This is a genomic window from Vibrio sp. VB16 (assembly GCF_015594925.2).
GTDB lineage: Bacteria > Pseudomonadota > Gammaproteobacteria > Enterobacterales > Vibrionaceae > Vibrio.
Map to the genome: position 1 here is coordinate 140,311 of NZ_CP087590.1, position 26,507 is coordinate 166,817.

The window sequence follows — 26,507 nt, forward strand, 5'->3', positions numbered from 1 at the left end:
TTTGAAACGTATTATTCTTCTCGTCATTTGTTTTATATCGGTGCTGTGTATTAGTGCCTTTATTCACATGCCAGTCTCCTTTGCTTTGAAAGCTATGCCAGAAGTGCCGAACTTAAAAATTGAGTCGCCAAGTGGCACCATTTGGGCAGGTGAAGCCCAAAATGTTCGTTGGAAAAATGACAACCTTGGTCAGGTGAATTGGCAGTTTAAGCCACTAGAACTGTTTCAAGGTAAAGCCAATTACTCTCTGCGTTTTGGTCGAGGGAGCGATATAAAACTAATGGGTAAAGGAAATGTAGGTGTTGGTTTATCAGGGTTATTTGCCGATGACGTGGTTATCTCAATGCCTGCTGTAAATGTATTGCAACGATTATCTATACCAGTGCCAATTACGGTAAAAGGAAATCTAGAGTTATCCATTAATGACTATCAGTATGCTCAACCATGGTGCCAGTCGGCAACTGGCACACTAGTGTGGGTTGGAAGTAAAATTGGGTCACCCTTAGGTGGGTTAGATTTAGGTAGCGTTATAACGGATTTACAGTGCCAAGAAAGCAAGCTAAGCGCAATGGGTGAGCACAACAACAATCAGTTAGCGGGTTCACTGCAAGCCGAATTACAACCGAATCTACGTTATAACGTGGATGCTCGGTTTAAACCTAATGCGGAATTTCCGACGGCGATGACATCTCAGCTTAAATGGCTTGGAAATCCTAACAACAAAGGTGAATACTCATTTACTTATGCAGGTAAACTAAACTAACCTGTAGAATAAATATTTGATGCTCATTGTTACTGCTAAAATGAATATTACCGTTAAAATTAAGTTATCGAACAGACAAGGAGCAAGGGATGGCGAAAATTCAAAAGCCGAAAATATTAGCAGTTGAGACAGCGGCTAAATCGAAGTTATTCACTATTGAATCTCTTGACCTTGAATTTTCTAATGGAGTAAAGCGCACTTATGAGCGAATGCGCCGAAGTGGTCGTGAAGCGGTCATGATGGTTCCCATTACGGAAAATGGTGACCTGTTACTTGTTAGAGAATATGCCGCAGGCACTGAAGAATATGAACTTGGTTTTCCAAAAGGGCTTGTTGATTTAGGCGAAACACCGCAAGAGGCGGCGAATCGAGAATTAAAAGAAGAAATAGGCTTGGGTGGCACTGTTTTTACACCGCTTAAAAAAGTGGTCTTAGCACCTTCTTATTTTTCCAGTGAAATGACCCTTTTTCTAGTAGAAGGCTTATATCCTGAAACGTTAGAAGGGGACGAGCCAGAACCCTTAGAATTGGTACGTTGGCCTTTTAATCAAGCAGATGAATTGCTATCCCATTTGGATTTTAGTGAGGCTAGAAGTATTGCCGCACTCATGCTGGCTCAACGTTACTTAGCGCAAGCAACGTCACCGAATAAGACGAACTAGGAACTGACATGGCAACCTTTGACAAAGATCTATCTCACCTAATGCCGTCGGTCATCGACGTTGCTAGAGCGGCAGGACAACTCATTTTAGATATTTATGAGAAAAAAGAGTACGAAGAATTCACCAAATCGGACTCGACGCCTGTAACCAGTGCCGACTTAGCCGCGCACAAATTCATTGAAGAGAAATTATCTGAATTAACACCTGATATCCCAGTATTATCCGAAGAAGCTGCGGATATAACTCTAGAACAGCGTGCTAATTGGAATCGCTATTGGCTTGTGGATCCTCTGGATGGAACCCAAGAATTTATCGCTCGAAGTGGCGACTTTGCGACAGTTATTGCATTGATAGAAAACAATAGGCCAGTGATGGGGGTGGTTTACGGACCGGTTTCTGGTGTGACTTTTTATGCCTACGAAGGCAAGGGTGCTTGGAAGATTCCGGATATGCATGAAAGTGTTCGTATAAAAACACTTACACATGACGTTGGACAGCAAACCATTGCAATCGCAATCAGCCGCCGCCAGGATATCAATAGAATCACCAACAGAATGTCACCGGCATGGAATTATGATCTCATTCCTCTTGGATCGGCGGCGTTAAAAGCCTGCTTGGTTGCAGAAGGCGCAGTTGATTGTTACCTAAGACTTGGGCCAACAGGAGAATGGGATACCGCCGCAACTCAATGTATTGTTCAGGAAGCAGGGGGCAGGATATTGAGTACTAAGCTGGAGCCTCTTTCTTACAATGAAAGAGAAACCTTTGAGAACCCCAATTTTATCGTGTTGGGAGATGAAAATCTGCCTTGGGATGAAATCTTACAGATGAAAGATTAACAGACATTAAAAAGGACAGCGAATCGCTGTCCTTTTTGCATTTTAGAATAGGGATTATTTCGTTATTTACCGAAGCGGTGCTACGTGTAAATGGGAAATAAACTGCACCCAGTTAGTAATATGAGTGCTCGCCGCGTGCGTGTTCTGTTGCATCGCGAACGGCAGTCAATTCACCTTCAAATTGCTGTACTAGCTCTTTCTCTATGCCTTCTTTCAGCGTTACGTCAACCATTGAACAGCCATTACAGCCGCCACCAAATTGAACTAGGGCAATTCCGTCTTCTGTGATTTCTACCAAGCTTACGTGACCACCGTGGCCAGCAAGCTGAGGATTCACCTGCGTTTGAATTGCATATTCAAGACGTTCCATCAAAGATGCATCGTCAGAAACCTTACGCATTTTCGCGTTAGGTGCTTTCAAGGTAAGTTGCGAACCCATCTTGTCCGTTATGTAGTCGATTTCAGCATCTTCAAGAAAAGGTAAGCTTAACTCATCAACAAAGGCTGAAAAGGGCGCTAACTTCATCTCGGTATCGCTTGCTTCTACCGCTTCTGGTGGACAATAAGAGACACCACACTCTGCATTCGGTGTTCCTGGATTAACGACAAATACACGTATATTGGTATTTTCCGGTTGCTGTTCTAGCAGTTTAGCAAAGTGTGCTTGAGCACTTTCAGTAATAATAATTGACACGACTAATACCTGACTGTTTTTGTAGGTTATTTGATTCTATTCTACTCTTGCGATTACAGGATGCCAAATGAAAATTGATACTTTGTTGTTTGCTTCAATAACGTCGAGTTATTAGGCACTATGTTCCTGTTCTGCAGATGCAATAAATATCAATTTTTTTCACTCCAACATCAAGGAGTAATTTGCATAATTGTCGGACGGAACTTCCTGTGGTAACTACGTCGTCAATAATTGCGATATGTGTTTGATTAGGTAACCAATTGAGGGTAAATGCATGGGTCAGGTTTTTCGTCCTTTGTTGCTTATCTAATCCCTGTTGGCTGGGGGTAGATTTAACCCTTTTAAAGAGCGTTTGGTCGAAGGTGCTCCTTCCTTGTAAATGAGTGGTTAGGTAGCGCCCGAGAACATCACTCTGGTTGTAACCTCGATGTAGAAAACGTCGCCAATGGAGTGGCATGCTCACGATGAGTGGAGCAGGGTTATCTATCCTTTTTGACAACAAATAGGTCAGATCGTAAGCGTATTGCAGTTGACCTGAATACTTTAAGTTATGAATATAGTTAGATAATGGCGCTTTATAATCACCGACACAAAAAAGCCGGTCCCAGAGTGGTGGTTCGGATAAACAAGCACCACACTTGGCAACGGGTATTAGGGTTTCTAATCCGCATTGGCAGCAACGGGGTTTGGCTATAAAAAGCAATAAACAACTCTGACACCAAATGAGATCGCCAAATTTACTGCCCTTGCTAAGACCACATAAATGGCAAATTGGGTTAGAATATTGGGTAATAATACGACGGAATTCTTTTTTCCACATAAGAATCTCGGTAGCTGGTATTTACGGTCATCACGGGTATTGAGTTCAGGTTAAATAATAAAGAATACGCTAAGAGATAATTCATGATTGAAGTAGCAGAGAAGATGACAACTCCCCCACGTTTGTTTTGGCACAGAGAAGGAAAGGGTAAAGACTTGGTCTTAATCCATGGATGGGGAATGAATGGCGCGGTTTGGCAGCAAACGGTTGAGCGACTTTCGGCACATTTTACGGTTCATGTGGTTGATTTGCCGGGCTATGGTCACAGTTCAGAACGACATGCAGATGATATCAATAGCGCAGCTAAGATGGTTCTGGAGCATGCACCGGAGCAAGCTATTTGGGTGGGTTGGTCGTTAGGAGGGTTAATCGCTACCCATATCGCGTTAAATACACCCAATCGAGTATCGAAACTCGTCACTGTTGCCAGTTCACCTAAATTTGCCGCGGAGAAGCGCTGGAGGGGCATTAAACCTGCCGTATTGTCTACCTTTACTGAACAGCTAGTAGAAGACTTTCATCCTACCATTGAACGGTTTATGGCGTTACAGGCGATGGGAAGTCCAACCGCAAGACAGGATGTGAAGTTACTTAAAAAAGCGGTGCTGTCGCGGCCTCTTCCTACTCCAGAGTCCTTGTTGGTTGGCTTAAATATGTTGGGAAATGTAGATTTACGTGGCCAGTTGGATCAGATCAGTATGCCATTTTTGCGTTTTTATGGCCGACTTGATGGTTTAGTACCGATAAAAGTCGCGAATGATTTACAAGAATTGTTATCAAATTCAGAACATTACATTTTTAATCAGTCCTCTCATGCTCCATTTATGACCGAACTCGATGAGTTTTGCACACAATTAATACAATTTAGTGGTAAATAATTGAACAGTTTGGCCGATAAGATATTTAACCAATTATAGATAGCGTTTTATTTACCAAGGAAGATAAGGTACCTAATTCGCTATGAAGTAATAGGTTGTATAAGAGGGAGGTTTGTTATGATTGTGTCGCCGACCAATGTGAACGTGCCACTAATTGCTCCTTCGGTCAATGTTCAAACTGAACAAGCGGCGAGAGATAACAAAATTCGTGAACCTGTTACGCCGCCAGTAGAATTGGCAAAATCCAATGCAGAAAGGCGCATTAAAGCAGAAGATAAGCGCCGGAAACGACCTGCTTGGGACGCGTCGGACCATCCTGATTATGAACTGGACAGTGAGACAAACGCTAAGTCAGCGAAGAGTGAAGAACCCAAAGATACCTTAAGCCGGTTGTTTGAATTGCTTGCACTTCAAACCTATTCGGAGAAACAGGGGTTGGGTTACACGATTCGCTTTCGTTTGCCTAAAAAAATCATTGATGCAGCGATTACTTCAGGAAAAATGGAGCGGAGACGTACTGTGATTAAATATCACTACGGTCATGCTGTAGCACCAAACTGCCCTTCTGAAGTTATTGCGGTGCTTTGACAACTCTGAATAGAGTTATAGATTCTAGAATGCTCTAGGATCTATAACTTATTTTTTCTCCCGACTAACCTGTCATCATCGTCCTGCTTTCTTGAACGCGTCCGCAAACGCACTGTTTCCCATTGGCTGGTTTTGAGAACCTTGGCTTTTGGGTTTGTTCTTACGTTCTGGGGATGCATTTCGATTCGTCTGCGGTTTGTTCGTCTGTCCAGGTTCGTCGGTTAGACGCATAGTCAACGCAATTCGCTTGCGCTGAACGTCAACCTCAAGCACTTTGACTTTAACAATGTCACCAGCTTTAACGATTTCGCGAGGGTCAGAGACATAACGGTCGGTCAAAGCAGAGATATGGACTAAGCCATCCTGATGAACGCCAATATCGACAAATGCACCAAAGTTTGCCACGTTAGAGACCACCCCTTCAAGAATCATTCCCGGTTCAAGATCTGAGATAGCGTTAATTCCGTCGGCGAAAGTTGCGGTTTTGAATTCCGGTCTAGGGTCTCGACCCGGTTTATCAAGCTCCTTGATAATGTCGGTTACCGTAGGAACCCCAAAGGTACTGTCGGTATAGTCTATTGCATTGAGAGAGCGTAAAAATAGTGTGTCACCAATAAGGGCTTTTATTGGTTTATTATTTTTCTCTGCGACGGCTTTAACCAAAGGATAGGCTTCAGGGTGAACAGAAGACGCATCTAATGGATTTTTACCATCCATAATACGTAAGAAACCAGCACACTGTTCAAAGGCTTTAGGCCCCAAACGAGCAACCTTTTTTAAGGTTGTTCGAGTTTCAAAGCGACCATTTTCATCTCGATATTTGACAATATTTTCTGCAATAGTGTTAGAAAGTCCAGCAACACGAGTAAGAAGTGCTGTTGAGGCAGTATTGACGTCAACACCAACAGCGTTGACACAATCTTCTACTACGGCATTTAATCGTTTTGCCAATGCATTCTGACCAACGTCATGTTGGTATTGGCCAACGCCAATAGATTTAGGGTCAATCTTAACCAACTCAGCCAGAGGATCTTGTAAGCGTCTTGCGATAGAAACGGCACCACGTAAAGAGACGTCCATGTTAGGGAATTCGTTAGCGGCGAGCTCGGATGCGGAATACACCGATGCGCCTGCCTCACTGACAATAATATTTTGTGTACTTAAATGGGCTTTTTTTAATGTATTTACTACAAAATCATCAGTTTCGCGGGAAGCGGTACCATTTCCAATCGCAATCAGGTCGACGTTATGTTTTCTGATCAGCTTTTCAATTACATGGGCTGACTTATCGATCTGTTTGTGAGGCTGGTTTGGGTAAATAGTGTCGGTATCAAGCACTTTACCTGTGGCATCTACGACAGCAATTTTAGAACCAGTTCGAAGCCCAGGGTCTAAACCCAGTGTCGCTTTAGGGCCCGCAGGAGCTGCCATCAATAGGTCTTTTAGGTTAGAAGCAAACACTTCTATTGCATCCACTTCGCTGCGCTCCTTCATCGCTCCCATCAATTCGGTTTCCATATGGGTCGAAATTTTGATTCGCCACGCCCAGCTGATTACCTGACTACGCCATTTATTTGCTGGCGTATCACTGAGATGAAGTCCGTAGTGGTTAGTGATGATATCTTCGCAATATGAGCGGCGAATGCTCTCATCTTGATTTGGGTCAGCATTCATAGATAACTGCAAAAAACCTTCATTTCGGCCACGAAGCATTGCTAATGCACGGTGAGACGGTGCTTTACTTAGTTTTTCACTGTGTTCGAAATAATCTTTAAACTTCTGTCCCTCTTGTTCTTTTCCTACGATAACTCGGGATACGATCTCCGCCTGAGTAGTGAGGTATTGTCTAAGTTTACTAATTAAATCGGCATTTTCAGCAATCTGCTCCATGATAATAAAACGAGCACCATCCAGCGCCGCTTTAGTATCATTGATTCCTTTTTCAGCATTAATATAGCGTCGAGCTTCTGATTCTGGATCACCTTGTGCTTCTTTCCATAGCCTCAATGCCAATGGTTCTAGCCCTGCCTCTATAGCAATCTGTCCCTTGGTTCTTCTTTTGGGTTTATAGGGAAGATAAAGATCTTCAAGTCGAGTTTTGCTCTCTGCTTGATTAATATCGTTCTCTAACTTAGACGTTAGTTTTTCTTGATCATTGATGGATTTAAGAATAGTCACTCGACGTTCATTCAGCTCTCGAAGATAGCTCAAACGCGAATCTAGGGTTCTTAGTTGGGTATCGTCCAAGCCACCCGTTACCTCTTTACGATATCGTGCAATGAAAGGAATGGTACTTCCTTCATCGATAAGACGAATTGTTGCTGCAACCTGCTCGGTTCGAACGTTAAGCTCTTTCGCAATCTGTTGGCTTAAGTGTTGTGAGTCTCTTTGTTGCTGAGAAGGGGTTTGGCTCATCCGTAGATCTCTTTAATCAATTTTTTGCATTGTTTCATAAATGGGGGCAAAACAGAGAATTACTAGGTTGTCGTTGGTTATCTCAATCTTTAATTTTCTTTTGCGTAACTTTGACATGAACTGCTGTTGTTATTGGTTACATTGACTAGAATAAATAAAAGGAATATCTGCATGTTACGGACTATAAAAATGAAAAAAATGCCCATCTCGTTATTAACAATAATGTTATTTAGCGTCAGTACTATCGCTAGTGAAAGCAGTTACACGACACAGAACCCAGCTTATGAGTTAGAAGGTTTATCAGTTTTTGGTCGTATAGAAAATGTGTATCTGACGAGCACAGACAAATACAAACATATCCCATTTGATGGGAAAATAGATACCGGAGCGGATACTACGTCAATCCATGCCGATAATATTCATATTTTGAGTAGTAACCCTAAATATAAAAACCTTTCGGATACTGAATTACTTAAACATATCGTGGATGAATATGGTGGTTCCCAAAGTAATTGGTGGTTAGATGAATTCGATACCCCAGAAAGAGAGCTAAAGCTTAACGTGAAGTTCAATGTGACGAACCCCTACACTGGTGACGTTTTAGAGTTTGAAAGGCCTTTAGCGAGAGTCAGTGTGGTTCGAAGTCGTACGAGTAAAGAGCCTCTTTATCGTCCTGTTATAGAGCTTAAGATGAAGATAGGTGACGTTGAAATAGAAACAGAAGCGAGCCTGACAGACAGAGGTAATTTTAGTACCCCAATTTTAATTGGTAAGACATTTCTAAAACAGAATGCTTGGGTATTTGCAGGTTATGATTATTTACAGGAGCAACCGAAAGCAACCCTTATTGGTCGTGAAGAGACAATGATGGTGAATGGTCTTGCGATGAATGTCAGTATTTCAATGGAAAGTAAATCGTCTGTTTTACATGCCACGAATATCAAGGTAGACAAAAAGGCAAAAAAAGTCCGCTTTGATACCAATGACAAAGAAGGAAACAGTAAGTCATTCACTCTCCCTCTGATAGGCATGATTAAATTTGGTGATATTGAGCGTCCAGAGGTCTATATCCCAGTAAAAGGTGATAAGCACTTTGATACTAATCTGCATGTTTATTTAAAAGATCGCTCCAACAGTTCTAGTCAATTGAGATTAGGCAAAGAAGCGCTGAGTAAAAACTTTGTCATTAGTGCCAGTGAAAAAAACCTTTTGGATAAGCCCAAAGAGAAATTCACTCAACGAGTTAAAGATAAGAACCCACTTGTGATCTCTCCAGAAGAGTTAATTTTAGTCGATGGTATAGAGGTAAACGCAAAGCCTGATCTGAGAGTGAAAACCCCTGTTCTCAAGGTGTCCAGCTTTGAAATATCGAGCGCTGATAAGGGCGAACATGTCACTTATTTCTTAGAAGATGATGAAGGCGATAAGAAAAAATTTGTTAAATCTATTCTTCGAAAAATCAAAGTGGGTGACTCAATAAGACCCGTGATTGAGGTCAGACTTGAGGCTGACGGAAAATATACTGAATATGACATTGCGCTAGAAACCCTAGATAAAAATGAAGAACAAATTTTTCTAATAGGGCAAAAAACAAAGAAAGGTGGTGTGATAATTAATACTCGGACGGATCTATTGCTAGAGTCTCACGATTTAGTCAAGGCGGGTTACATTGAAAATGCCACGGTCGAAGGGTTAAGTTTTCCGGTGAAGTTAGATACAGGCGCGGATGTCAGTTCAATGAATGCCAAAGAGATCAAATTATACCAAAAAGAGGGTAAAGACATGGTCGACTTTGTATATGAGAACAAACAAGGCGACAAGAAATCGTTTACCCGACAAGTCGTGAGAATGATGACCGTTAAAGCGAAGGAAGGGGAAAAAGCCAATCACAGACCAGTAGTGAAGATGGATGTACAGATTGGTGATATACGTAAGAAGGTCAAAGTTAACCTACAAGACCGCTCTCGATTTGGCTACAGTATGATCCTTGGTGAAAACTTTCTGCGTCATGGTGTGGTCGTTACCAGTGATAGCAAGTTTCTGCTGGGTGGGTCTGAAAAAGATATAAAACAGTAATGTTAGAGAATCGATCCAAAAACCTAGGTAACGCGTTTCCTTGTGCGATGCGTGCTTGGCATCAACATGAACAGGCACTGCTGCTGTGGCTGTTTAAACAAACCAACGACAGACAACTTTCTCAGGATATCCTGCAAGATGTTTTTATTAAAATAATGCATCAGCAAGCGACGTTTTGTGAGGTAACAAATACGAAGGCATGGTTGTTTCGGGTGGCGAAGAACTTGTTTATTGATCATACAAGAAAGCGCACATTTCAGCAGATAAGTGCCGATATTGAACTGGAAGAAGAAAACTTAGCGCCCGTAGATCTTCTTGCCTTGAGTTGTCTTCCTCGAGTGATCTCTGAACTTGACAAAGCGGACCGAACCATTATTGTGGCATGTGATTTAGATGGCGTCAGTCAGCAAGAATTCGCCGTTGAACATGGGCTTACCCTTGCGGCGACGAAATCTCGAATTCGTCGTGCAAGAGACAAATTGAAACGACAGATAGAATTTTCTTGCCAAGTAAAGTTAGACGAGAATCAACAGGTTTGTTGTTTTACTCGTCGAGGCTAAAATAAATGTCATTTTTTATGAATCCTTTTTAAAACCGCTTCGTCTTTAAGACAAAGCGGTTTTATTTTATAGGGTTTATATGTTTCAAATGTTCACTGATTTAGCATCATGGTTGGTGTTTGATCTGCTTAATCTATCCCCCAATTCTAAGCTTGGTGATGCACTGCATTTTTTTGTAGAAGATACCACTAAGATCTTCGCGCTTCTTATTATTATGATCTACCTAATTGCTATTATCCGAGCTTCATTGGATATCGAACGTGTCCGGGATTATTTGGCAGGAAAGCATCGTTTTACGGGTTACTTACTGGGCTCAATTTTTGGTGCAATCACCCCATTTTGCTCATGTTCAAGCATTCCTGTATTCCTCGGATTTACCTCGGCGGGTATACCGCTTGGTATTACGATGGCGTTTCTTATTACTTCACCGCTTATCAATGAAGTAGCGGTATTGCTACTGGTTAGTTTGTTAGGTTGGAAGTTTACGGTTTTGTATGTATTGATTGGTATTAGCGTTGGTATGTTAGGGGGCTTATTTTTAGATGTGATAAAAGCGGAACGTTGGTTGGTTTCTTTTGCTGCTGATGCTTTAAAGCAAGGATCAATCAATCAAAAAGAGAGTCCTACTCGCACTCAAGAGGTTAAAAAATTATCCCTACAAGAGCGCCATCAGTTTGCCAAAGATGAAACCAGTGAGATATTTGGACGGGTTTGGAAGTGGGTATTTATTGGTGTTGGACTAGGTGCCGCTTTACACGGGTTTGTTCCCGAGGGGTGGATTGAAGCCTATTTAGGCGATAGGCAGTGGTGGTCTGTGCCGGCGGCTGTTCTCCTAGGGATACCTCTCTATTCTAATGCGACGGGCGTCATTCCGGTTATGGAGAGTTTGATAATGAACGGGCTGCCAATCGGTACGACGTTGGCTTTTTGCATGAGCACTGTTGCCGCGAGTTTTCCTGAATTCATTCTTTTAAAGCAGGTGATGAAGTGGCCGTTACTTATGGTGCTATTCGTAGTCTTATTAGTCGCGTTTACGCTCGTTGGTTGGATTTTTAATGCCATACCGCTGATCTAAAACTCATTTTTATTCAAGGAGAAAGTAATGAAAGTAGTCAAAATATTAGGTTCTGGCTGTAAAAATTGTCAGGTAACGGCATCGGTCATCGAAGAAGTGGCTAGATTAAATAATATAGAGATAGAGCTGATAAAGGTTCAAGATCTAAAAGACATTATGGCTTATGGCGTAATGAAAACACCTGCGGTGGTTATAGATGAAACGGTGGTACACAAAGGCAGTGTACCCAAGGCAGAGCAAGTGGCGGCCTGGTTTACTAATTAAAACGTAAATAGAAGGCAACGTAAACTCGTTGTTTTCAACGTTTCGTCACCCTTAAGAGCGTGTGGTTTATACAGACAAGATTCCCGACTGGTCGGACACATAGTAACCGACAAAACTGGGTACAAGGGTGATAGGCCTTAGCGTCTTTGCATCTCTGCCCACCAAGCCGCATCGGCGACAATCTGACCCTCTTCGTCTAGAGGAGGGTATTCAAGTTTCTTGCGTTTAGCGACTTTAGCAAGAACGGGATGGCCACGCTCAAATAGCGTTCTGTGTATTACCTCTTCCGCTAATGCTGAGGTTTCTCTGTCATACATCCCTGCATGTTGGCGTTGTCTTTGTGCTTCGAAAAGAATGAGCGCACTGGCCACCGAAACGTTGAGAGACTGAACCATACCGACCATCGGAATGATAATGTCTTGATCGGCAAACTCTAATGCCTTGCTAGAGATACCGTACTTTTCGCCACCAAGAATGATTGCCGTTGGTTTGGTGTAATCGATTTCTCTGAAATCGACGGCTTTGTCGGAAAGGTTGGTCGCTAAGATCTGCATATTCTGGGCTTTTAGTTCGCCAACGGCACTTTCGATAGTTTCATGAGTCTCGACTTCGACCCAGTTACGCGCACCAGCAGAGGTGTGGCTTAAGGTTCGCATATTCTTGTTGGGCCAAACAGCATGTACTTTATGGACACCAGCCGCATCGGCGGTGCGAATAATTGCAGATACGTTGTTCGGTTTGTGAACTTCTTCAAGGCAAAGGGTTAGGTCGGTTTGGCGAGCTTTAAGGACAGTTTGGATGCGGTTATAGCGGTCTAGGTTCATGATAATTCAACGATGACTGGTTGGGTTTTAAAATCTTGAGCCTTGAGCGCCTATTTTCTTCATTTTAGGTTCAAGGCTCAGGATAGTATGGCTACGTTCTTTTGCGTCTAACTTTCAATGCATGTGGTATCACGCGGATTTTCTTCATTATTTCCGCTAAATGAACGCGGTTTTTTGTCGTAACCGCTAAAGTGACTGTGTATAAACGACCATCTTTCTCTTCCGTTGTAATGCCGTGAATATTAGAGCCAGTACGCGAAACAACGTTGGTGAGCTCTGCAAGTGCACCTTGTTTATTATGCATATCAATCTGCAACTCAGAAATGAACTCGTGTTCGTGTTCATCAGACCATTCCACAGACATGTATTTATCTGGTTCTTTCTGATAACCACGTATATTTGGACAAGATTCAAGGTGTACGACTAAGCCGCGCCCTGGTGAAACGTGAGCAATGATATGGTCACCGGGTATTGGATGACAGCACTTAGCATAGGTAAGCAGAATGCCATCAGCGCCCTTGATAGATAGTTTCTTACTTGATGTTGACGTTACTGAACTGGTTTCGGTCAGTGCATCGGCATCGCCCAGCAAACGGCGAGCAATAACAATACTCATGAGCTCACCCAAACCGATAGCCGCAAGTAAATCGTCCATGGACTTGACCTTAAGGTCAGATAAAACATGCTCGATGTTTGTTGGGTAAACGCTTTCTATAGTGTGCCGGCCTAAAGCATGGTTAAGCAGCCTGCGACCCAACGCCACCGATTCATCACGACGCATGGTTTTCAGCACTTGGCGTATCTTGGTTCTTGCTCTAGAGGTAACCACATAGTTGAGCCATGCGGCATTAGGGCGAGCCCCAGGAGCACTTATAATTTCAATTGCCTGACCGTTCTTAAGTGATTTACTCAGAGGATAGGGTTGACGGTCAACTCGAGCACCTACGCAGGTATTGCCTACATCAGTGTGGACGGCGTAGGCGAAATCGACGGCAGTCGCGCCAGCAGGCAATTCGACAATACGACCTTTAGGTGTGAAAACGAAAATTTCGTCAGGAAAAAGGTCGGACTTAACGTTTTCAATAAACTCAAAGGAGTTACCTGCGCTTTGTTGAAGCTCAAGTAAGCTCTGCATCCAACGCTGCGCTTTAACCTGAGCGGTGGTGCCTTTGCGTTCGCCACCAGCTTTATATGACCAATGTGCAGCAACACCTTTGTCTGCCATTTGATCCATGTCATCTGTACGAATTTGTACTTCTACAGGCACGCCGTGAGGGCCAACCATTGAAGTATGCAGCGACTGATAGCCATTGGCTTTTGGGACGGCAATATAATCTTTCATTCGAGCTGGGCGAGGTTTATAAAGGTTATGCACCTGACCTAATACTCGATAACACGTATCGGGGCTATCTACGATGACTCGAAAGGCATAGATATCCATAATGGTATGGAATTTCTGCTCTTTGGTTTTCATTTTGTTGTAGATCGAAAAGAGATTTTTCTCTCGTCCTAACACACTGGCTTTTAAGCCTACTTCTTCTAGACGACCTTCGATTTCTGAGTGAATACGTTGAATCATCTCTTTTCGGTTACCACGCGCGGTCTTCACTACTTCCTTGAGGACTTTGTAGCGATTTGGATAGAGCGCTTCAAAACCAAGTTCTTCTAACTCAGTTTTAATATTATGGATGCCTAATCTATGGGCAAGGGGAGAGTATATTTCGAGTGTTTCTTTCGCTATTCGACGGCGTTTGTCTGGACGAAGTGCACCAAGCGTACGCATATTATGCGTGCGGTCAGCAAGCTTGATAAGGATCACGCGAATGTCTTGCACCATAGCAAGAACCATCTTACGAAAGTTCTCTGCTTGGGCTTCTTTTCGATCTCTAAATTTAAGTTTATCTAACTTAGATACTCCATCAACGAGTTCAGCAACCGTATCACCAAACTGATTAGCAAGTTCTTCCTTAGAGACTTCCGTATCTTCTATCACATCATGTAAAAGTGCAGCCATTAAGGTTTCATGATCCAAACGCATTTCTGCGAGGATACGAGCTACAGCAACAGGGTGAATGATATAAGGTTCCCCGCTTGAGCGGGTCTGCCCTTCATGGGCATCTTTTGCTACCACATAAGATTGACGCAGAGCCTCTAGGTGAGGCTCTGTTAGGTATTCTTGGGCAACATCTTTTAGGCTATCGAATAGATACAAATTAAAGGCCCGAAAGGTTACTTAAAGTTATTCACTAGAATTAACGAGTGTGAGTAATGCTACTTACAGCAGCGAGTTCAGCCGCTTCTTGTTCTTGTTGTTCTTGACGTTCACGTGCATCAAGAACGTCCTTAGTGATCAAGCCTTCTTCGATTTCACGAAGTGCGATAACAGTAGGCTTATCATTCTCTTCTGGCACTAGTGAATCTTTGCCGCCAGTTTGCATCTGACGAGCGCGGCGAGCCGAGATTAGTACTAGGTCGAAGCGGTTGCCAACTTTTTCAACTGCATCTTGAACGGTTACGCGTGCCATGTGGACTCCAATAGGTTAACTAAATATTCTGAATGACGAGAAAGTATACAGTCTAAAGGCTTACTCTGCCAATAGTGCTGTGAGCATACCATTATATTTCGCCGCTTGTTTGTCTTGTTTTAAGCGCTCCGCACGAATAATCGCCTTAAAGTCCATCAATGATGCATCAAAATCATCATTAACAATAAGATAATCGTATTCGTCAAAATGTGACATTTCGGATTTAGCTTCACTCATGCGCTTTGCTATGATTGCTTCATTATCTTGTCCTCTTGCATTGAGGCGACGTTCTAATTCACCATTAGATGGTGGAATAATAAAAACGCTCTTAGCAAGTGGCATCTGTTTACGGATCTGTCGAGCACCTTGCCAATCAATATCAAGGAAAACGTCGATACCTTTGTTCAGGTTATCTTCAATCCATACACGAGAAGTTCCATAGTAATTACCGAAAACTTCAGCATATTCGAGAAATTCGTTTTTCGCGATTAGCGCTTCAAACTTCTCTTTTTGAATAAAATGGTAGTGCAAGCCATCTTCTTCACCAGGGCGCATGTTACGCGTTGTGTGAGATACAGAGACTTTCATTGCGTAAGTCGGGTTTGTTTCCAGCAGCGCTGAAATTAAGCTAGATTTACCTGCACCGCTAGGAGCGGATACTATATAAAGAGTCCCTTGAGCCATCTCTTTTACCCCACACAAATTTGATGTTTTTCGCCGATTAGTGAACCACCAATCTTCGAAGCCAAACAAGATAATAACGGCTTCCAGTTGGTTAAACCAGAGGCCGGAAAAATGGAGGCGAAGAGTAGCACAGGTTATCGCCTATTCTCAACTTGGTTGTTAGTTGTTTTCTATATTTAGGGATGAAGGTGTCGGTTCCTTCCGTTCATTAGACCGTAAATTAAAACTATCTTAACCCTCGTAGATGCGGAAAGCTTTTATCAGTTCAACGGTAAATTTGAATCCATCCCGATTTTCGCTAAGCGCGGTAAAAGATTAAGTGGTGAAAAGAAGTATTACGTGATCTAAATGCCTATTTTTGATGAAAGTAGCGAGATACTAGCACTATGGTTGAGGGCTCGATACAAGTATCAAAGTAGTATTGTCGTTAGGGTGGTTCATCCATTTTAAGATGGGTCACATTGGTGGTATTGATGCTTTAGTTTCCTTTTTAACTCCAAATTTGAACTATAGATGCGGGAGATAGTATAGAGGTTAAATACTATGAATATTGTTTCCATTGTTACACCACCAATTGATGATATTAATATGTTATGAACTAGCCAACACAAACTGTTTATACCGACCAAAAGTCTCATCTTAATACCACCTGTCTTAAAGTAAGCGTAAGTGGTTATGGAGGATCCTATTATTGGTAGTAATTCATATCCATAATCGATGCTTGGAAGTCCTACTAGCCAAAATACAGACATGAAAATAAACATTATCCGATAATCATGGTTCTTTAATGATACTAATGTACGCAACCCACTTATAAACGAAATGATACAACCAGTAATCGCGCCCATTAAATAGAAATGAATTGATAATACAACGCAGAAAATAGTTAATTGAACTTTGAATTGGTGGTCATTTGTATTTAAAAAATTACAGCCACCAATAACAAGGGCTACAAGACCAATGGCTTGTGCGGCATCTATGTTTGGCACGTTTTTATCCTAGAATGTCAGAAAATACATTTTTCTTAATGTAGAATCCAGTTGCATTGCTTAGCATGTCTTCCCAGTTTTTAAAAGATGTGTGGTTATTTATGAAGTGCTCCCAATCTTCATCTGTTATTTCATCAAATGATTTTTCCGTCACTTCACTTTTGCCCAATATAGAAAATATTTCTTGTATGTTTCTGAGATCGGTTTTCTCTAACAAAAAATCATCATTTAAGAGCTCCTTTATGGATAATTCGGATTTGGCATTTACTTTTTCAGAATTTCGCATTATTTGATCGATGTTACTATAAATTAACTCTCGGGTTATTTTCATTTTTCTTCCTATTATGCCCCCAGGTTATACCTAGGGGCATTCAATTTAGCGAATATAAAGACCACCGTTAACGTCGATACTCTCACCGTTAACAAAATCATTTTCTAAACAAAATTTAATGGCGTCCGCAACATTTTTTGACACACCATTTCTCTTCAAAGGATTGCCCTCGGCCCAGGTTTTCATTTGTTCTTCGGTAGACACTTTATGGTGAAATGGTGTGTCGATAACGCCAGGAGAAACTGAGTTAACTCGGATCGTTGGTGCTAGTTCTCTACATGCCCCCCTTGTAAATGTATCGACGGCTCCTTTTGACGCGGCGTATAAAGTTGCTGTTGGCCCACCGTGTCTTACCACAATTGACGTTGTATTAACTATGCTAGGGTTTGTTCCTTTTTTCAGGAAAGGAACGGCTAGAGAAGTCACTTTCAAGAGTGAAAATGTATTTAAATTGAATATATCTAACATTAAATCCCATTTAAACTCTTCAATACTTTGGCGCTGTACCAGCCCTCCGGCGTTGTTAATTAAACCATCTAGACTAGTTGTGACTAAGCTAATGTCGTCGAATAACTTAATGCAAGCTTCTTCAGACGTGAGATCAGCTTGAAATAAATGAACTTTTGCCCCCATCGTTTCGACATCGATTTTAAGTTGTTCAGCGTTTTCTTTAGATCGGTTATAAACTAAAAATAATTCATTGTCTTTAGCTAGGGTGCGAGATGCCTCTGCACCAATGCCTGTACTTGCACCCGTGATTAAATATTTGGCCATGTTACTAACTCCTAATTTTGTATTGAGATTCTATGTCATTAATTCTTTGTTCATATTTCGCTTTTTTAATTTTGTCCATATGGTGATAAATAAACAAAAGGGAGCAAGCTATCATATACAAACCTGACAATGGCATAGAAAGATAGTATATTTTTTTAGAGATTTTAAATATTGGAGACCATGCACTTGCATTATTAATTAATGTGCAACTGTAATAAACAAAAAATGCTAAAAAGGAAATGTTAATAAGTTCAATTAATGTAAATAATTTATATTTAATAACATCATTTTTTATTTTATTTTCAATAAGGTCAATGTATGGGTGCTCTTTAAGTTTCCACAGAACGGCGGCCTCACAAAATATCATCCACGAAAACAGCAACTCTATTATTTCGTCAAACCAACCAATCGATATTATTGGAAAGAATCGTAAAATGACATTCATCGCCATAAGTAAAAAAAGACAGACTAAGAAATTGATAGCAATGGTACTAAATGTTTTAAATATCAACTTGTCTAATTTTATTAAAATTATATTCATAATAAAGGTCATCCCAAAAGATACGGAGCAAACAGCGAGATTTCTGGAATAAAAGCTACAAAGAACAGAACAAGCAGTATCCCTAACATATAAGGAAGTACTTCTTTACTCAGTGCACCAATTTTGACATTACTTATACTGGCTACAGCGTATAGACACATTCCTACGGGTGGGCTCAATAGTCCAATCATTGATGCTAAAATCATAACAACACCAAATTGAATAGGGTCCATTCCGATGTGTTGTACTAAAGGCATAAATATCGGTACACAGATTAGAATAACCGCCACACCCTCTAGAAACATTCCAAGACCCAGCAACACAAATATCATTATTAACAGTAATACGACTGAAGAATCGGTCATGGAGATCAACGAATCTATGACGGCTTGTGGTACTTGTAGGTAAATCATAACCCAACTAAAGAACCCAGCTGTTGAAATAATAAACATGACTCTTACTGTATGGAGTAACGTATCTTTCAATATGTCAATTAGTGAGCGAAAACTAAGCTCCTTGTAAACAAGGCCACTCAATGCCATCGCATACATACAGGCTACTACTGCCGCTTCAGTAGGAGTAAAAACGCCGCCTAATATTCCGCCTACAATGATGACGGGTGTCATTAGAGGCAAAATAGCCTCTTTCAAACTAATCCAGAACTCGCTTCTAGCCGCTCTAGGCTGTCGTTTGTAATTCCTTCTTTTTGATATGATATAAACGGCTATGACCATCGTTATCGCCATCAGCGCACCTGGAATCATACCGGCAAGAAATAATTTTCCTACGGACACACCAGTAAGGGAACCATAAATAACAAATGGAATACTCGGTGGAATGACGGGACCAATAGTGGAAGATGCTGCAGTGATGGCCGCTGCGAATTTTGAATCATAACCATTGTCTACCATAGCTTTTATTTCAATTTTTCCGAGCCCTGCCGCATCAGCAACAGCAGCGCCTGACATACCAGAGAAAATAACACTTGATAGTATATTGACTTGCCCCAAACCACCCCAATAATGGCCCACTCCAGCTTTGGCAAATCTGAATATCCTATCGGTGATACCACCTGTATTCATTAAGTTCCCGGCTAATATAAAGAAAGGGATTGCCAATAATGTAAAGCCTGTTGTGGATGCGTACATTCTTTGGGCGAGCATGGTAAGACTAGAGAAGTCTTCATGCATTGCTATTATGGAGACCCCTCCCATAGACACAGCAATCGGTACGCCCAACAAAATCAACGAGATAAGCCCTACAAATACAACTAGTGCTGACATAAAAAGAAACCTCCTAAATGACGGCTCACCAAGTAGGGTGAGCCAATTGCTTTAATTCAACATATCGAGGAACGTTTGAAGGTTTTCTTCGCCTGCATACTGACCAATTTTGGTATAAGCAGGTCCCATCGCAGCTTTAAATTCTGCTTTGTTCGGACGTGTCACCTTCATACCCTTTTCTTCAAGCATTTTAACTAGCTCGACTTGTTCCTTTTGCATGGTCTCACGCATCATATTCCCAGCTTTGATACTTTCCTCTTTTAGAATAATTTGTTGTTCTGGCGTTAATTTATCCCATTTTTTCTTAGATATAACGTTAACCATTGAGTTATAGACATGCTCTGTCATCGCTAGATTGTTTTGAACTTCGTATAATTTATTATAATAAATGACGGAAAGTGGGTTCTCCTGTCCATCAACGACACCTTGCTTGAGCGCCATATACAATTCATTAAATGAAAGCTGTGCTACATTCGCACCAAGAGCAGACATTGCCGACTGAAGTTGAACCTCTGGTGGTGTTCTTAATTTAAGTCCTTCGACATCAGTCGCGTGATTGATGGCTTTCTTATTGTTGGTTATGTTTCTAAATCCCCAATCCCAATTAGATAAATAAATCAGATTATGTTGCTCTAAATCAGGTGCTGCCCATTCGATAAAAGGCCCATCAAGAACGTCATATGCATGCTTTGCGTCTCTAAATGCGAACGGCGTCATTACGGTTGCAAATTTCAACGAATACTTACTTAGGTGACCTTGAGTTGGTAGGCTCATGTCAATAACACCAAGTACATTTTGCTCTAAAACGTCATTTGGGCTACCCAATTGGTTTGCGGGATATACGTTTATTTTTACTTCACCACCTGTTCTTTCTTTAACATTCTTTGCCATTTGATTTGCAGCGACATCTGCAGGGTGTCCTGGTTCTGCGTAATGAGCTAACTTCAATGTCACTGCACTAAACGCAGGGTTGCTAGCTAATAATCCCAAGGCAATGGCAGACAATGTGATTTTTTTCAATGTAGGGTAGATGTTCATTTTAATGTCCTTTTATAAGTATTCGTTCCAACTAAATGTTAATCATCAATGTTGTTTTTCTTAGGATAAGTACCATCAGGGTTAGGGAATGTTCCATATTGCTTCATTTTTTCTAAATGCCCACGACGTGGCGGAGCAAAAATATCGATGGCTTTCATGCCAGTGACACTTTTACCACCGTGTGGTGTATTTGAAGGATGTACCGCAACATCACCAGCCTTCATTGATATGACTTGATCACCAATGACATGTTCTTCTGACCCTTCTAGCATAATCATTATTTGCTCACAGTCATGTGAGTGAATCGGAAAATCTGCACCTGGAGGGTTTTCAATGAAGCTAACCATGATGCTATCTCCAAGAAGAAATCGCGTACTGATTCCTTGCTCCTCTACAATGGGAGTCATTGGAAGATCTTTAATTGTGTAGACATATTGTTTTCTTTCAACAGACATTTTCTTTTCCTTTTTTATGGATCGCTATTCCGCGATGCCTAGATATTTGCATATGAATAATAATATTCATAGGTAAAGATCGTATATTTGTTACCCAAATCACATGTTATTTTAAATTTGTCTATTGACTGATTTTTCAATTCAAAACACAAAAAAAAGCCACTCTGCACTAGGCGGAGTAGCTTGTATTTTATCAATTAAATCTGATGGTTAAGCTTAATTTATAATAAGAAAGCTAGCCTCATAGGCTCTAATTTACAGATCGATAAGAATCATTAATTCTCCTCTTATCTGAGAATACTGAATAGACCAATATGCAGCCTTGATACCACGTAATTTACTGTTCGACTCGTCTGCTAAGCTTAGCCATACATTTATAATGCGTTACCTTGCTAACCAACCACCGTCGACGGCAACGGTATATCCATTCACATAATCACTAGCCGGAGAAGCTAAAAAGACAACAGGACCAGCAAGATCGTCTGGTGTGCCCCAGCGACTGGCTGGGATTCGACTTAATATTTCTGCACTTCGATCTTCGTCTTTACGTAACGCTTCAGTATTGTCTGTTGCCATATAACCGGGCGCGATGGCATTGACATTAATTCCATGAGATGCCCATTCGCAAGCTAACAGTTTTGTTAACCCCATAATTCCAGACTTACTTGATGTATATGAAGGAACGCGTATGCCACCTTGGAACGAAAGCATGGATGCTATGTTGACTATTTTTCCGCCATTACCTTGTTTTATGAACTGTTTCGCAACTGATTGAGACAAGAACATTGGAACCTTGATATTGATGTTCATAACGTCATCCCAATCTTTTTCAGAGAAATTGATCGAATCCTCTCTGCGGATGATACCGGCATTATTAACTAAAATATCGACTCTTCCGAAAGCTTCTACGGCTTCATCAATGATTCTTTGTACTGGCTCTATTGATAATAGGTTTGCTTCAACAAACTTAAATCTTTTCCCAAACTGGGTTATTTTTTTCGCTGTTTCAGTCGGTTGAATATGACCAACACCGACAATGTCTGCTCCAGCCTTTGCTAAAGCGACAGCCATACCTTGACCTAAGCCCGTATTACAACCTGTAACAATGGCTACTTTCCCTGATAAATCAAACATAATAATTCCTATTTAAGATCGCTATTTGCGATAAAGTCCATGTCGTCGAACGTCTGGTTTTCACCCGCCATTCCCCAAATGAAACTGTAATTTCTGGTACCACACCCTGAATGAATGGACCAACTAGGAGAGAAGACCAACTCTTTATTCTTTATAACTAAATGACGAGTCTCTGTTGGTTCTCCCATAAAGTGAAAGACCACTTCGTTGGGTTCAATATTGAAATAAAAGTAGGCTTCCATCCGGCGTTCATGAGTATGACAAGGCATGGTGTTCCATGCGCTACCCGTTTTAATATGAGTAATTCCCATAGAGAGTTGGCAGCTTTGCATGACATCTGGGTGGATATATTGATTGAGAGTTCTAGCGTTGACCGTTTCCGGCTCACCCAGATCCAACTACTTTGCCATGTTTTTTGTTATGAGCACGGTAGGATAGTTCTGGTGAGCAGGAGAGCTAAGGCAATAAAACTGTGCTGGCGCATTAGAATCATTGGATGCAAAGGAAATATCGATATTTCCTAATCCAATATAAAGTACATCAAGGTTCTCAAGGTGGTAGCACTCGCCATTTACGGTCACTTCCCCAGCTCCGCCTATATTGGCAATGCCCATTTCTCTTCTTTGTAAGAAAAACTCAACACCAAATGATTTAGGTTCAATAAAATCTTCAAGTTTCAGAGATTTCGTCAAGGGAGAGACACCAATCGCGACAACACGATCAATATGGCTATAAACGATATTAATAAAATCATCATTAAATAGTGATTCTATTAAAAATTCTTTGCGAAGTCGTGAGGTCTGGTAATGTTTCACATCTTCAGGAGAATTTGAATATTTTGTTATCATGATTCTTCCTCATTTGTTAGGATTAATTAAATCTTGCCTAAATATTCATATATAATCAAATGTATTCGTATATGAATTTTTATACGTGTGACAATAATCACTAATTGATGTTTGTGCAATTCGCCATAAAAAGGTTCTTAATGACTATGCAGAATAAAGTGGAATATCGTGCTCCGGCTCTTGAAAAAGCTCTTGATATCATTGAGTTACTGAGTCAATCGAAGCAACCACTTACAAAAAAAGAGATCTCAGTAAGTTTAGATAGAACAGTAAATGAAATTTTTCGAATGCTTGAGGTACTCAAGGTTCGTGAATATGTAACTCATAACGATGTTCAGGGCACATACGAGTTGAGCTTGAAGATGTATGAGTTATCTAATCTTCATCCTCCTATCAAACGTTTACTTCGAACGGCAAATCCTGAAATGCTCGAGTTAAGTGAGCATGTACAACAATCTTGTCACCTGAGCATGTATGATCGAGGTCACATGCTTATAGTTGCGAGACAAGAGAGCCCATACAAAATGGGTTTTGGCGTTAGGTTAGGAGCTCGAATAGATATATTTGGTTCTGGTTCAGGTATTGTAGCGTTAGCATTTAATGATTTAGAAACGAGAATGAAGATGTTGGAAAGCTCTGGAGCGACAGAAGAAGAAATAAAATTCGTCTTACAAGAAGTTGAAAAGACGATAAGAGACGGGTTATATGTTGGAGAAAGTCCACAAATAAGCGGCGTCACCAATATTTCTTTACCTATCCTATCCATTCATGGGAACGCTGCTGCTGTCTTAACAATACCGTATCTGACTTTGAATGCGACAACATTACATCACAATATTGTAGGTGTAGATAAAGCTAAAATATTCGCACAACTATCTGCAAAAAAACTGACCGAATCTGTCGGTGGTAAGTGGCATTTGCCTGAGCTGTGATACTTCTCTTTGTCATTGCAATTGTTGTGCTACGAGCTTTGTACTCAGCACAACTTGCAATGCGCTACATCACGTATTTTTGTTGACATTCGTCACAAAAATAGTGAATAATTGAACTCATATATGAATTTTACCACTTTAGGCAAAAATATGAATTCAATAACTGCGCAACCAAAAACTATCTCAAATCCAACTATCGAGACAAACGATGATTCTAATGACTTGGAAAATGTCTTATTCATTATAAGGCTAATTATAGGCATATCCGTTCTAACCGCTATTTTTGGTTTAGGCTGGGTTATTTGATCATTAGCGCTATGTCGTTTTCTATCTTTTCTGGGGTATGTCACCCTCCTTTTTTCAGCAATGCATATCCGTGTTCTAGCTGTGATGGACAGAATTTTTTTGTACGATTGGGATTTTATTGAAACTTCATTTCCCTGAGGTAGTCCCTGATTCAGATGCAACTTCTCGCCCATTTTGTTTCTCAGTGAGCCTAATCTGAATGTGAACAAGGTGTCTAGGTGAGAGATGTTAGTGTTGCAGTACGGCCCGTTTGTCTCTGGCCTAAACCGGAATTCCGGGAATATTCTTATAAAATAGCAATAAAAAAGCCCTTACAAATAAGGGCTTTTACGGCGTTCGAAGAAGAGTTAGGAATTTACTCTATGTTCTGGATCTGTTCTCTCATCTGCTCAATCAATACTTTCAGCTCAACACCTGAAGCGGTGATGTCTGTACTGATTGATTTAGAGGCCAGAGTATTTGCTTCACGATTGAATTCTTGCATCATAAAGTCGAGCTTTCTGCCACATGCCCCGCCTTTTTTCAGAATATTATTTGTTTCTTTAACGTGAGAATCTAAACGATCTATCTCTTCGGCTACATCTACTTTCTGAGCAAGCATAATGAGCTCCTGCTCCACACGAGTCGCGTCAAGTTCGATTTTAGCCTCTTCAAATTTCTTGATTAGTCGTTCACGTTGCCACTCAATAATCTCAGGCATACGATCACGAACTTTGATGGCTTCATCTGTAATCGCGTCAAGGCGAGTGGTAATCAAATCTTTCATGTTTGTGCCTTCACGGCCACGAGCTTCAATGAATTCACTTACACCTTCATCAAACGCCGCTAATAAATCTTTTTTGATCGCATCCATGTCTTGTTCTGGTGTTTCCATCACGCCAGGCCATTGCATAACTTGAAATGGATTGATTCGATTACTTTCACCAATAAGATTAGATACTTGGTTTGCCGCATTAATGACTTGTTTAGCAAGTGTTTCATTGATTGATAACTCACCTTTCGCATCAGGGTTGGCTTCAAAGCGCAAATGGCACTCTACTTTGCCTCTAGCAAGACGTTTACGAAAGCGCTCGCGCAAAATAGGCTCTAAACCACGAAATTGTTCTGGTAAGCGGAAGTAAGTTTCTAAATAGCGTTGGTTCACGCTACGAATTTCCCATACTGCGCTACCCCAATCGCCTTTCACTTCTTTGCGAGAGTATGCCGTCATGCTGTAGATCATGGATATTTCCTTGATAGTCGAAATACGTGTGTTATTGAATGTAAGTAATAAGTAAAAGATGGTAGCACAAGTTGGGGCGAGGCCTCCATAGCGTAGCTAGGAACCATTCATGTTTTCCGCTATAATTCCCGCCCAATTGAAATCCATTACATAATAGGTAAATACCCATGCGTCCAAACGACAGAAGCGCGGTACAAGTTCGTCCAATTAAAATGACTCGTAACTATACAGCGTATGCTGAAGGTTCTGTGTTAGTAGAGTTTGGAAACACCAAAGTGTTATGTAATGCAACGGTTGAAGAGAATGTGCCTCGTTGGCTAAAAGGGAAAGGCAAAGGTTGGGTAACGGCAGAATACGGCATGTTACCAAGAGCAACACACACTCGTAACCGCCGTGAAGCCGCAAGTGGAAAGCAAGGTGGGCGTACGATGGAAATTCAACGCCTTATCGCTCGTAGTTTGCGTGCCGTTGTTGATCTTGAAGCGATGGGTGAGTTCATGGTTACTGTTGACTGTGATGTAATTCAAGCTGACGGCGGAACAAGAACCGCCTCTATTTCTGGCGCAAGTGTCGCAATGGCGGATGCATTTCAACAATTGGTTGCACAAGGTAAAATAAAAGCGAACCCAATGAAAGGTCATGTTGCGGCCGTTTCTGTTGGCATCGTGGGTGGAGAAGCCTTGTGTGATTTAGAATACGTAGAAGATTCTGCTGCTGATACCGACATGAACGTGGTAATGACAGAAGAAGGCAAGATGATCGAAATCCAAGGTACCGCAGAAGGCGAACCTTTCTCGCATGACGAATTAATGGATTTACTGGCGCTCGCTAAACAGGGTATTTCCGATATTATTGAGGTGCAGAAAGCGGCGCTAGTCGATTAGTCATGCAATGTGGTTCTAACCTTGTCGTCCCTACGGAACACAACGTCATCCCCACGAAAGTGGGGGTCTAATTCCACCAAGTTTCCCGTTTTCGCGGGAATGA

The 26,507-nt window shown here is 41.3% G+C and carries 27 protein-coding genes and 1 pseudogene; 11 read left to right on the forward strand and 17 right to left on the reverse strand.

Annotated elements, in window-relative coordinates; translation table 11 throughout:
* Position 1: 1 nt before the first annotated feature.
* From IUZ65_RS00640 to cysQ, 3 genes are all read left to right on the forward strand, one after another.
* On the forward strand, positions 2-763 hold the full coding sequence (locus IUZ65_RS00640; RefSeq protein WP_195704859.1) for a type II secretion system protein N: 762 nt from the start codon (positions 2-4) through the stop codon (positions 761-763).
* Positions 764-852: 89 nt separating this feature from the next.
* Positions 853-1,425, forward strand: coding sequence for an ADP compounds hydrolase NudE (gene nudE, locus IUZ65_RS00645; protein ID WP_195704860.1), 573 nt, complete (start codon positions 853-855; stop codon positions 1,423-1,425).
* 8 nt (positions 1,426-1,433) lie between these two features.
* Positions 1,434-2,264, forward strand: a complete 831-nt coding sequence (gene cysQ / locus IUZ65_RS00650; RefSeq protein WP_195704861.1) for a 3'(2'),5'-bisphosphate nucleotidase CysQ — start codon at positions 1,434-1,436, stop codon at positions 2,262-2,264.
* A gap of 112 nt (positions 2,265-2,376) precedes the next feature.
* Here the strand turns inward: cysQ and nfuA are convergent, their stop codons facing one another.
* Positions 2,377-2,958, reverse strand: a complete 582-nt coding sequence (gene nfuA / locus IUZ65_RS00655; protein WP_443083722.1) for a Fe-S biogenesis protein NfuA — start codon at positions 2,956-2,958, stop codon at positions 2,377-2,379.
* A gap of 118 nt (positions 2,959-3,076) precedes the next feature.
* The gene (locus IUZ65_RS00660) at positions 3,077-3,778 is read right to left on the reverse strand and encodes a ComF family protein (RefSeq protein WP_195704862.1); all 702 of its coding nucleotides are present in this window, start codon (positions 3,776-3,778) and stop codon (positions 3,077-3,079) included.
* 83 nt (positions 3,779-3,861) lie between these two features.
* On the opposite strand from IUZ65_RS00660, the gene bioH reads away from it, so the two are divergent.
* Both bioH and IUZ65_RS00670 read left to right on the forward strand, forming a co-directional pair.
* Positions 3,862-4,656 carry a pimeloyl-ACP methyl ester esterase BioH gene (bioH, locus tag IUZ65_RS00665; protein WP_195704863.1) on the forward strand — a complete coding sequence of 265 codons (795 nt, stop codon included), beginning with the start codon at positions 3,862-3,864 and terminating at the stop codon, positions 4,654-4,656.
* A 117-nt stretch (positions 4,657-4,773) separates the two neighbouring features.
* Positions 4,774-5,244, forward strand: coding sequence for an ATP-dependent Lon protease (locus tag IUZ65_RS00670; protein ID WP_195704864.1), 471 nt, complete (start codon positions 4,774-4,776; stop codon positions 5,242-5,244).
* A gap of 75 nt (positions 5,245-5,319) precedes the next feature.
* Here IUZ65_RS00670 and IUZ65_RS00675 read toward each other — a convergent pair whose 3' ends face one another.
* Positions 5,320-7,659: a Tex family protein gene (locus IUZ65_RS00675; protein WP_195704865.1), complete on the reverse strand. Its 2,340-nt coding sequence runs from the start codon at positions 7,657-7,659 to the stop codon at positions 5,320-5,322.
* Positions 7,660-7,848: 189 nt separating this feature from the next.
* On the opposite strand from IUZ65_RS00675, the gene IUZ65_RS00680 reads away from it, so the two are divergent.
* The 4 genes from IUZ65_RS00680 to IUZ65_RS00695 all read left to right on the forward strand — a co-directional run bounded on the left by IUZ65_RS00680 (position 7,849) and on the right by IUZ65_RS00695 (position 11,634).
* A complete protein-coding gene (locus IUZ65_RS00680) occupies positions 7,849-9,735 on the forward strand; it encodes a putative ATP-dependent zinc protease (RefSeq protein WP_195704866.1) in 1,887 nt (628 codons plus the stop codon).
* Positions 9,735-10,295 (forward strand): sigma-70 family RNA polymerase sigma factor, encoded by a 561-nt coding sequence (locus IUZ65_RS00685; RefSeq protein ID WP_195704867.1) that lies wholly within the window; start codon positions 9,735-9,737, stop codon positions 10,293-10,295. Before IUZ65_RS00680 ends, IUZ65_RS00685 begins: the two co-directional genes overlap by 1 nt.
* Before the next feature lie 79 nt (positions 10,296-10,374).
* Positions 10,375-11,370 (forward strand): permease, encoded by a 996-nt coding sequence (locus IUZ65_RS00690; protein ID WP_195704868.1) that lies wholly within the window; start codon positions 10,375-10,377, stop codon positions 11,368-11,370.
* Positions 11,371-11,397: 27 nt separating this feature from the next.
* Positions 11,398-11,634: a thioredoxin family protein gene (locus tag IUZ65_RS00695; protein ID WP_195704869.1), complete on the forward strand. Its 237-nt coding sequence runs from the start codon at positions 11,398-11,400 to the stop codon at positions 11,632-11,634.
* Between the two features lie 137 nt (positions 11,635-11,771).
* On the opposite strand, the gene trmH is transcribed toward IUZ65_RS00695, so the two are convergent.
* The 13 genes and pseudogenes from trmH to kduI form a co-directional block, all read right to left on the reverse strand.
* Positions 11,772-12,458 (reverse strand): tRNA (guanosine(18)-2'-O)-methyltransferase TrmH, encoded by a 687-nt coding sequence (gene trmH / locus IUZ65_RS00700; protein WP_195704870.1) that lies wholly within the window; start codon positions 12,456-12,458, stop codon positions 11,772-11,774.
* Between the two features lie 91 nt (positions 12,459-12,549).
* The gene (spoT, locus tag IUZ65_RS00705) at positions 12,550-14,670 is read right to left on the reverse strand and encodes a bifunctional GTP diphosphokinase/guanosine-3',5'-bis pyrophosphate 3'-pyrophosphohydrolase (protein ID WP_195704871.1); all 2,121 of its coding nucleotides are present in this window, start codon (positions 14,668-14,670) and stop codon (positions 12,550-12,552) included.
* Positions 14,671-14,710: 40 nt separating this feature from the next.
* Entirely contained in the window at positions 14,711-14,983 is a 273-nt protein-coding gene (rpoZ, locus tag IUZ65_RS00710) for a DNA-directed RNA polymerase subunit omega (protein ID WP_102563458.1), read from the reverse strand.
* A 60-nt stretch (positions 14,984-15,043) separates the two neighbouring features.
* Positions 15,044-15,667: a guanylate kinase gene (gene gmk, locus IUZ65_RS00715; protein WP_195704872.1), complete on the reverse strand. Its 624-nt coding sequence runs from the start codon at positions 15,665-15,667 to the stop codon at positions 15,044-15,046.
* Between the two features lie 446 nt (positions 15,668-16,113).
* The gene (locus IUZ65_RS00720; RefSeq protein WP_195704873.1) at positions 16,114-16,656 is read right to left on the reverse strand and encodes a YgjV family protein; all 543 of its coding nucleotides are present in this window, start codon (positions 16,654-16,656) and stop codon (positions 16,114-16,116) included.
* Between the two features lie 4 nt (positions 16,657-16,660).
* The gene (locus IUZ65_RS00725) at positions 16,661-16,987 is read right to left on the reverse strand and encodes a hypothetical protein (RefSeq protein WP_195704874.1); all 327 of its coding nucleotides are present in this window, start codon (positions 16,985-16,987) and stop codon (positions 16,661-16,663) included.
* A 45-nt stretch (positions 16,988-17,032) separates the two neighbouring features.
* Positions 17,033-17,761: an SDR family NAD(P)-dependent oxidoreductase gene (locus IUZ65_RS00730; RefSeq protein WP_195704875.1), complete on the reverse strand. Its 729-nt coding sequence runs from the start codon at positions 17,759-17,761 to the stop codon at positions 17,033-17,035.
* A gap of 4 nt (positions 17,762-17,765) precedes the next feature.
* Positions 17,766-18,302 carry a TRAP transporter small permease gene (locus IUZ65_RS00735; RefSeq protein WP_195704876.1) on the reverse strand — a complete coding sequence of 179 codons (537 nt, stop codon included), beginning with the start codon at positions 18,300-18,302 and terminating at the stop codon, positions 17,766-17,768.
* Between the two features lie 8 nt (positions 18,303-18,310).
* Positions 18,311-19,585 carry a TRAP transporter large permease gene (locus IUZ65_RS00740; protein ID WP_195704877.1) on the reverse strand — a complete coding sequence of 425 codons (1,275 nt, stop codon included), beginning with the start codon at positions 19,583-19,585 and terminating at the stop codon, positions 18,311-18,313.
* A gap of 51 nt (positions 19,586-19,636) precedes the next feature.
* Complete coding sequence (locus IUZ65_RS00745) at positions 19,637-20,623, reverse strand: TRAP transporter substrate-binding protein (RefSeq protein ID WP_195704878.1); 987 nt, start codon at positions 20,621-20,623, stop codon at positions 19,637-19,639.
* 38 nt (positions 20,624-20,661) lie between these two features.
* The gene (locus IUZ65_RS00750) at positions 20,662-21,078 is read right to left on the reverse strand and encodes a cupin domain-containing protein (RefSeq protein ID WP_195704879.1); all 417 of its coding nucleotides are present in this window, start codon (positions 21,076-21,078) and stop codon (positions 20,662-20,664) included.
* Between the two features lie 384 nt (positions 21,079-21,462).
* Positions 21,463-22,212 carry a 2-dehydro-3-deoxy-D-gluconate 5-dehydrogenase KduD gene (kduD, locus tag IUZ65_RS00755; RefSeq protein WP_229638082.1) on the reverse strand — a complete coding sequence of 250 codons (750 nt, stop codon included), beginning with the start codon at positions 22,210-22,212 and terminating at the stop codon, positions 21,463-21,465.
* 8 nt (positions 22,213-22,220) lie between these two features.
* Positions 22,221-23,060 (reverse strand): annotated as a pseudogene (gene kduI, locus IUZ65_RS00760) (5-dehydro-4-deoxy-D-glucuronate isomerase).
* Between the two features lie 140 nt (positions 23,061-23,200).
* On the opposite strand from kduI, the gene IUZ65_RS00765 reads away from it, so the two are divergent.
* Positions 23,201-23,992 carry an IclR family transcriptional regulator gene (locus IUZ65_RS00765; protein ID WP_195704880.1) on the forward strand — a complete coding sequence of 264 codons (792 nt, stop codon included), beginning with the start codon at positions 23,201-23,203 and terminating at the stop codon, positions 23,990-23,992.
* A gap of 661 nt (positions 23,993-24,653) precedes the next feature.
* Here the strand turns inward: IUZ65_RS00765 and IUZ65_RS00770 are convergent.
* On the reverse strand, positions 24,654-25,520 hold the full coding sequence (locus IUZ65_RS00770; RefSeq protein WP_195704881.1) for a YicC/YloC family endoribonuclease: 867 nt from the start codon (positions 25,518-25,520) through the stop codon (positions 24,654-24,656).
* Positions 25,521-25,687: 167 nt separating this feature from the next.
* Here IUZ65_RS00770 and rph point away from each other — a divergent pair, with 167 nt between their 5' ends.
* Positions 25,688-26,404 (forward strand): ribonuclease PH, encoded by a 717-nt coding sequence (rph, locus tag IUZ65_RS00775; protein ID WP_195704882.1) that lies wholly within the window; start codon positions 25,688-25,690, stop codon positions 26,402-26,404.
* The last annotated feature ends 103 nt before the right edge of the window (positions 26,405-26,507 follow it).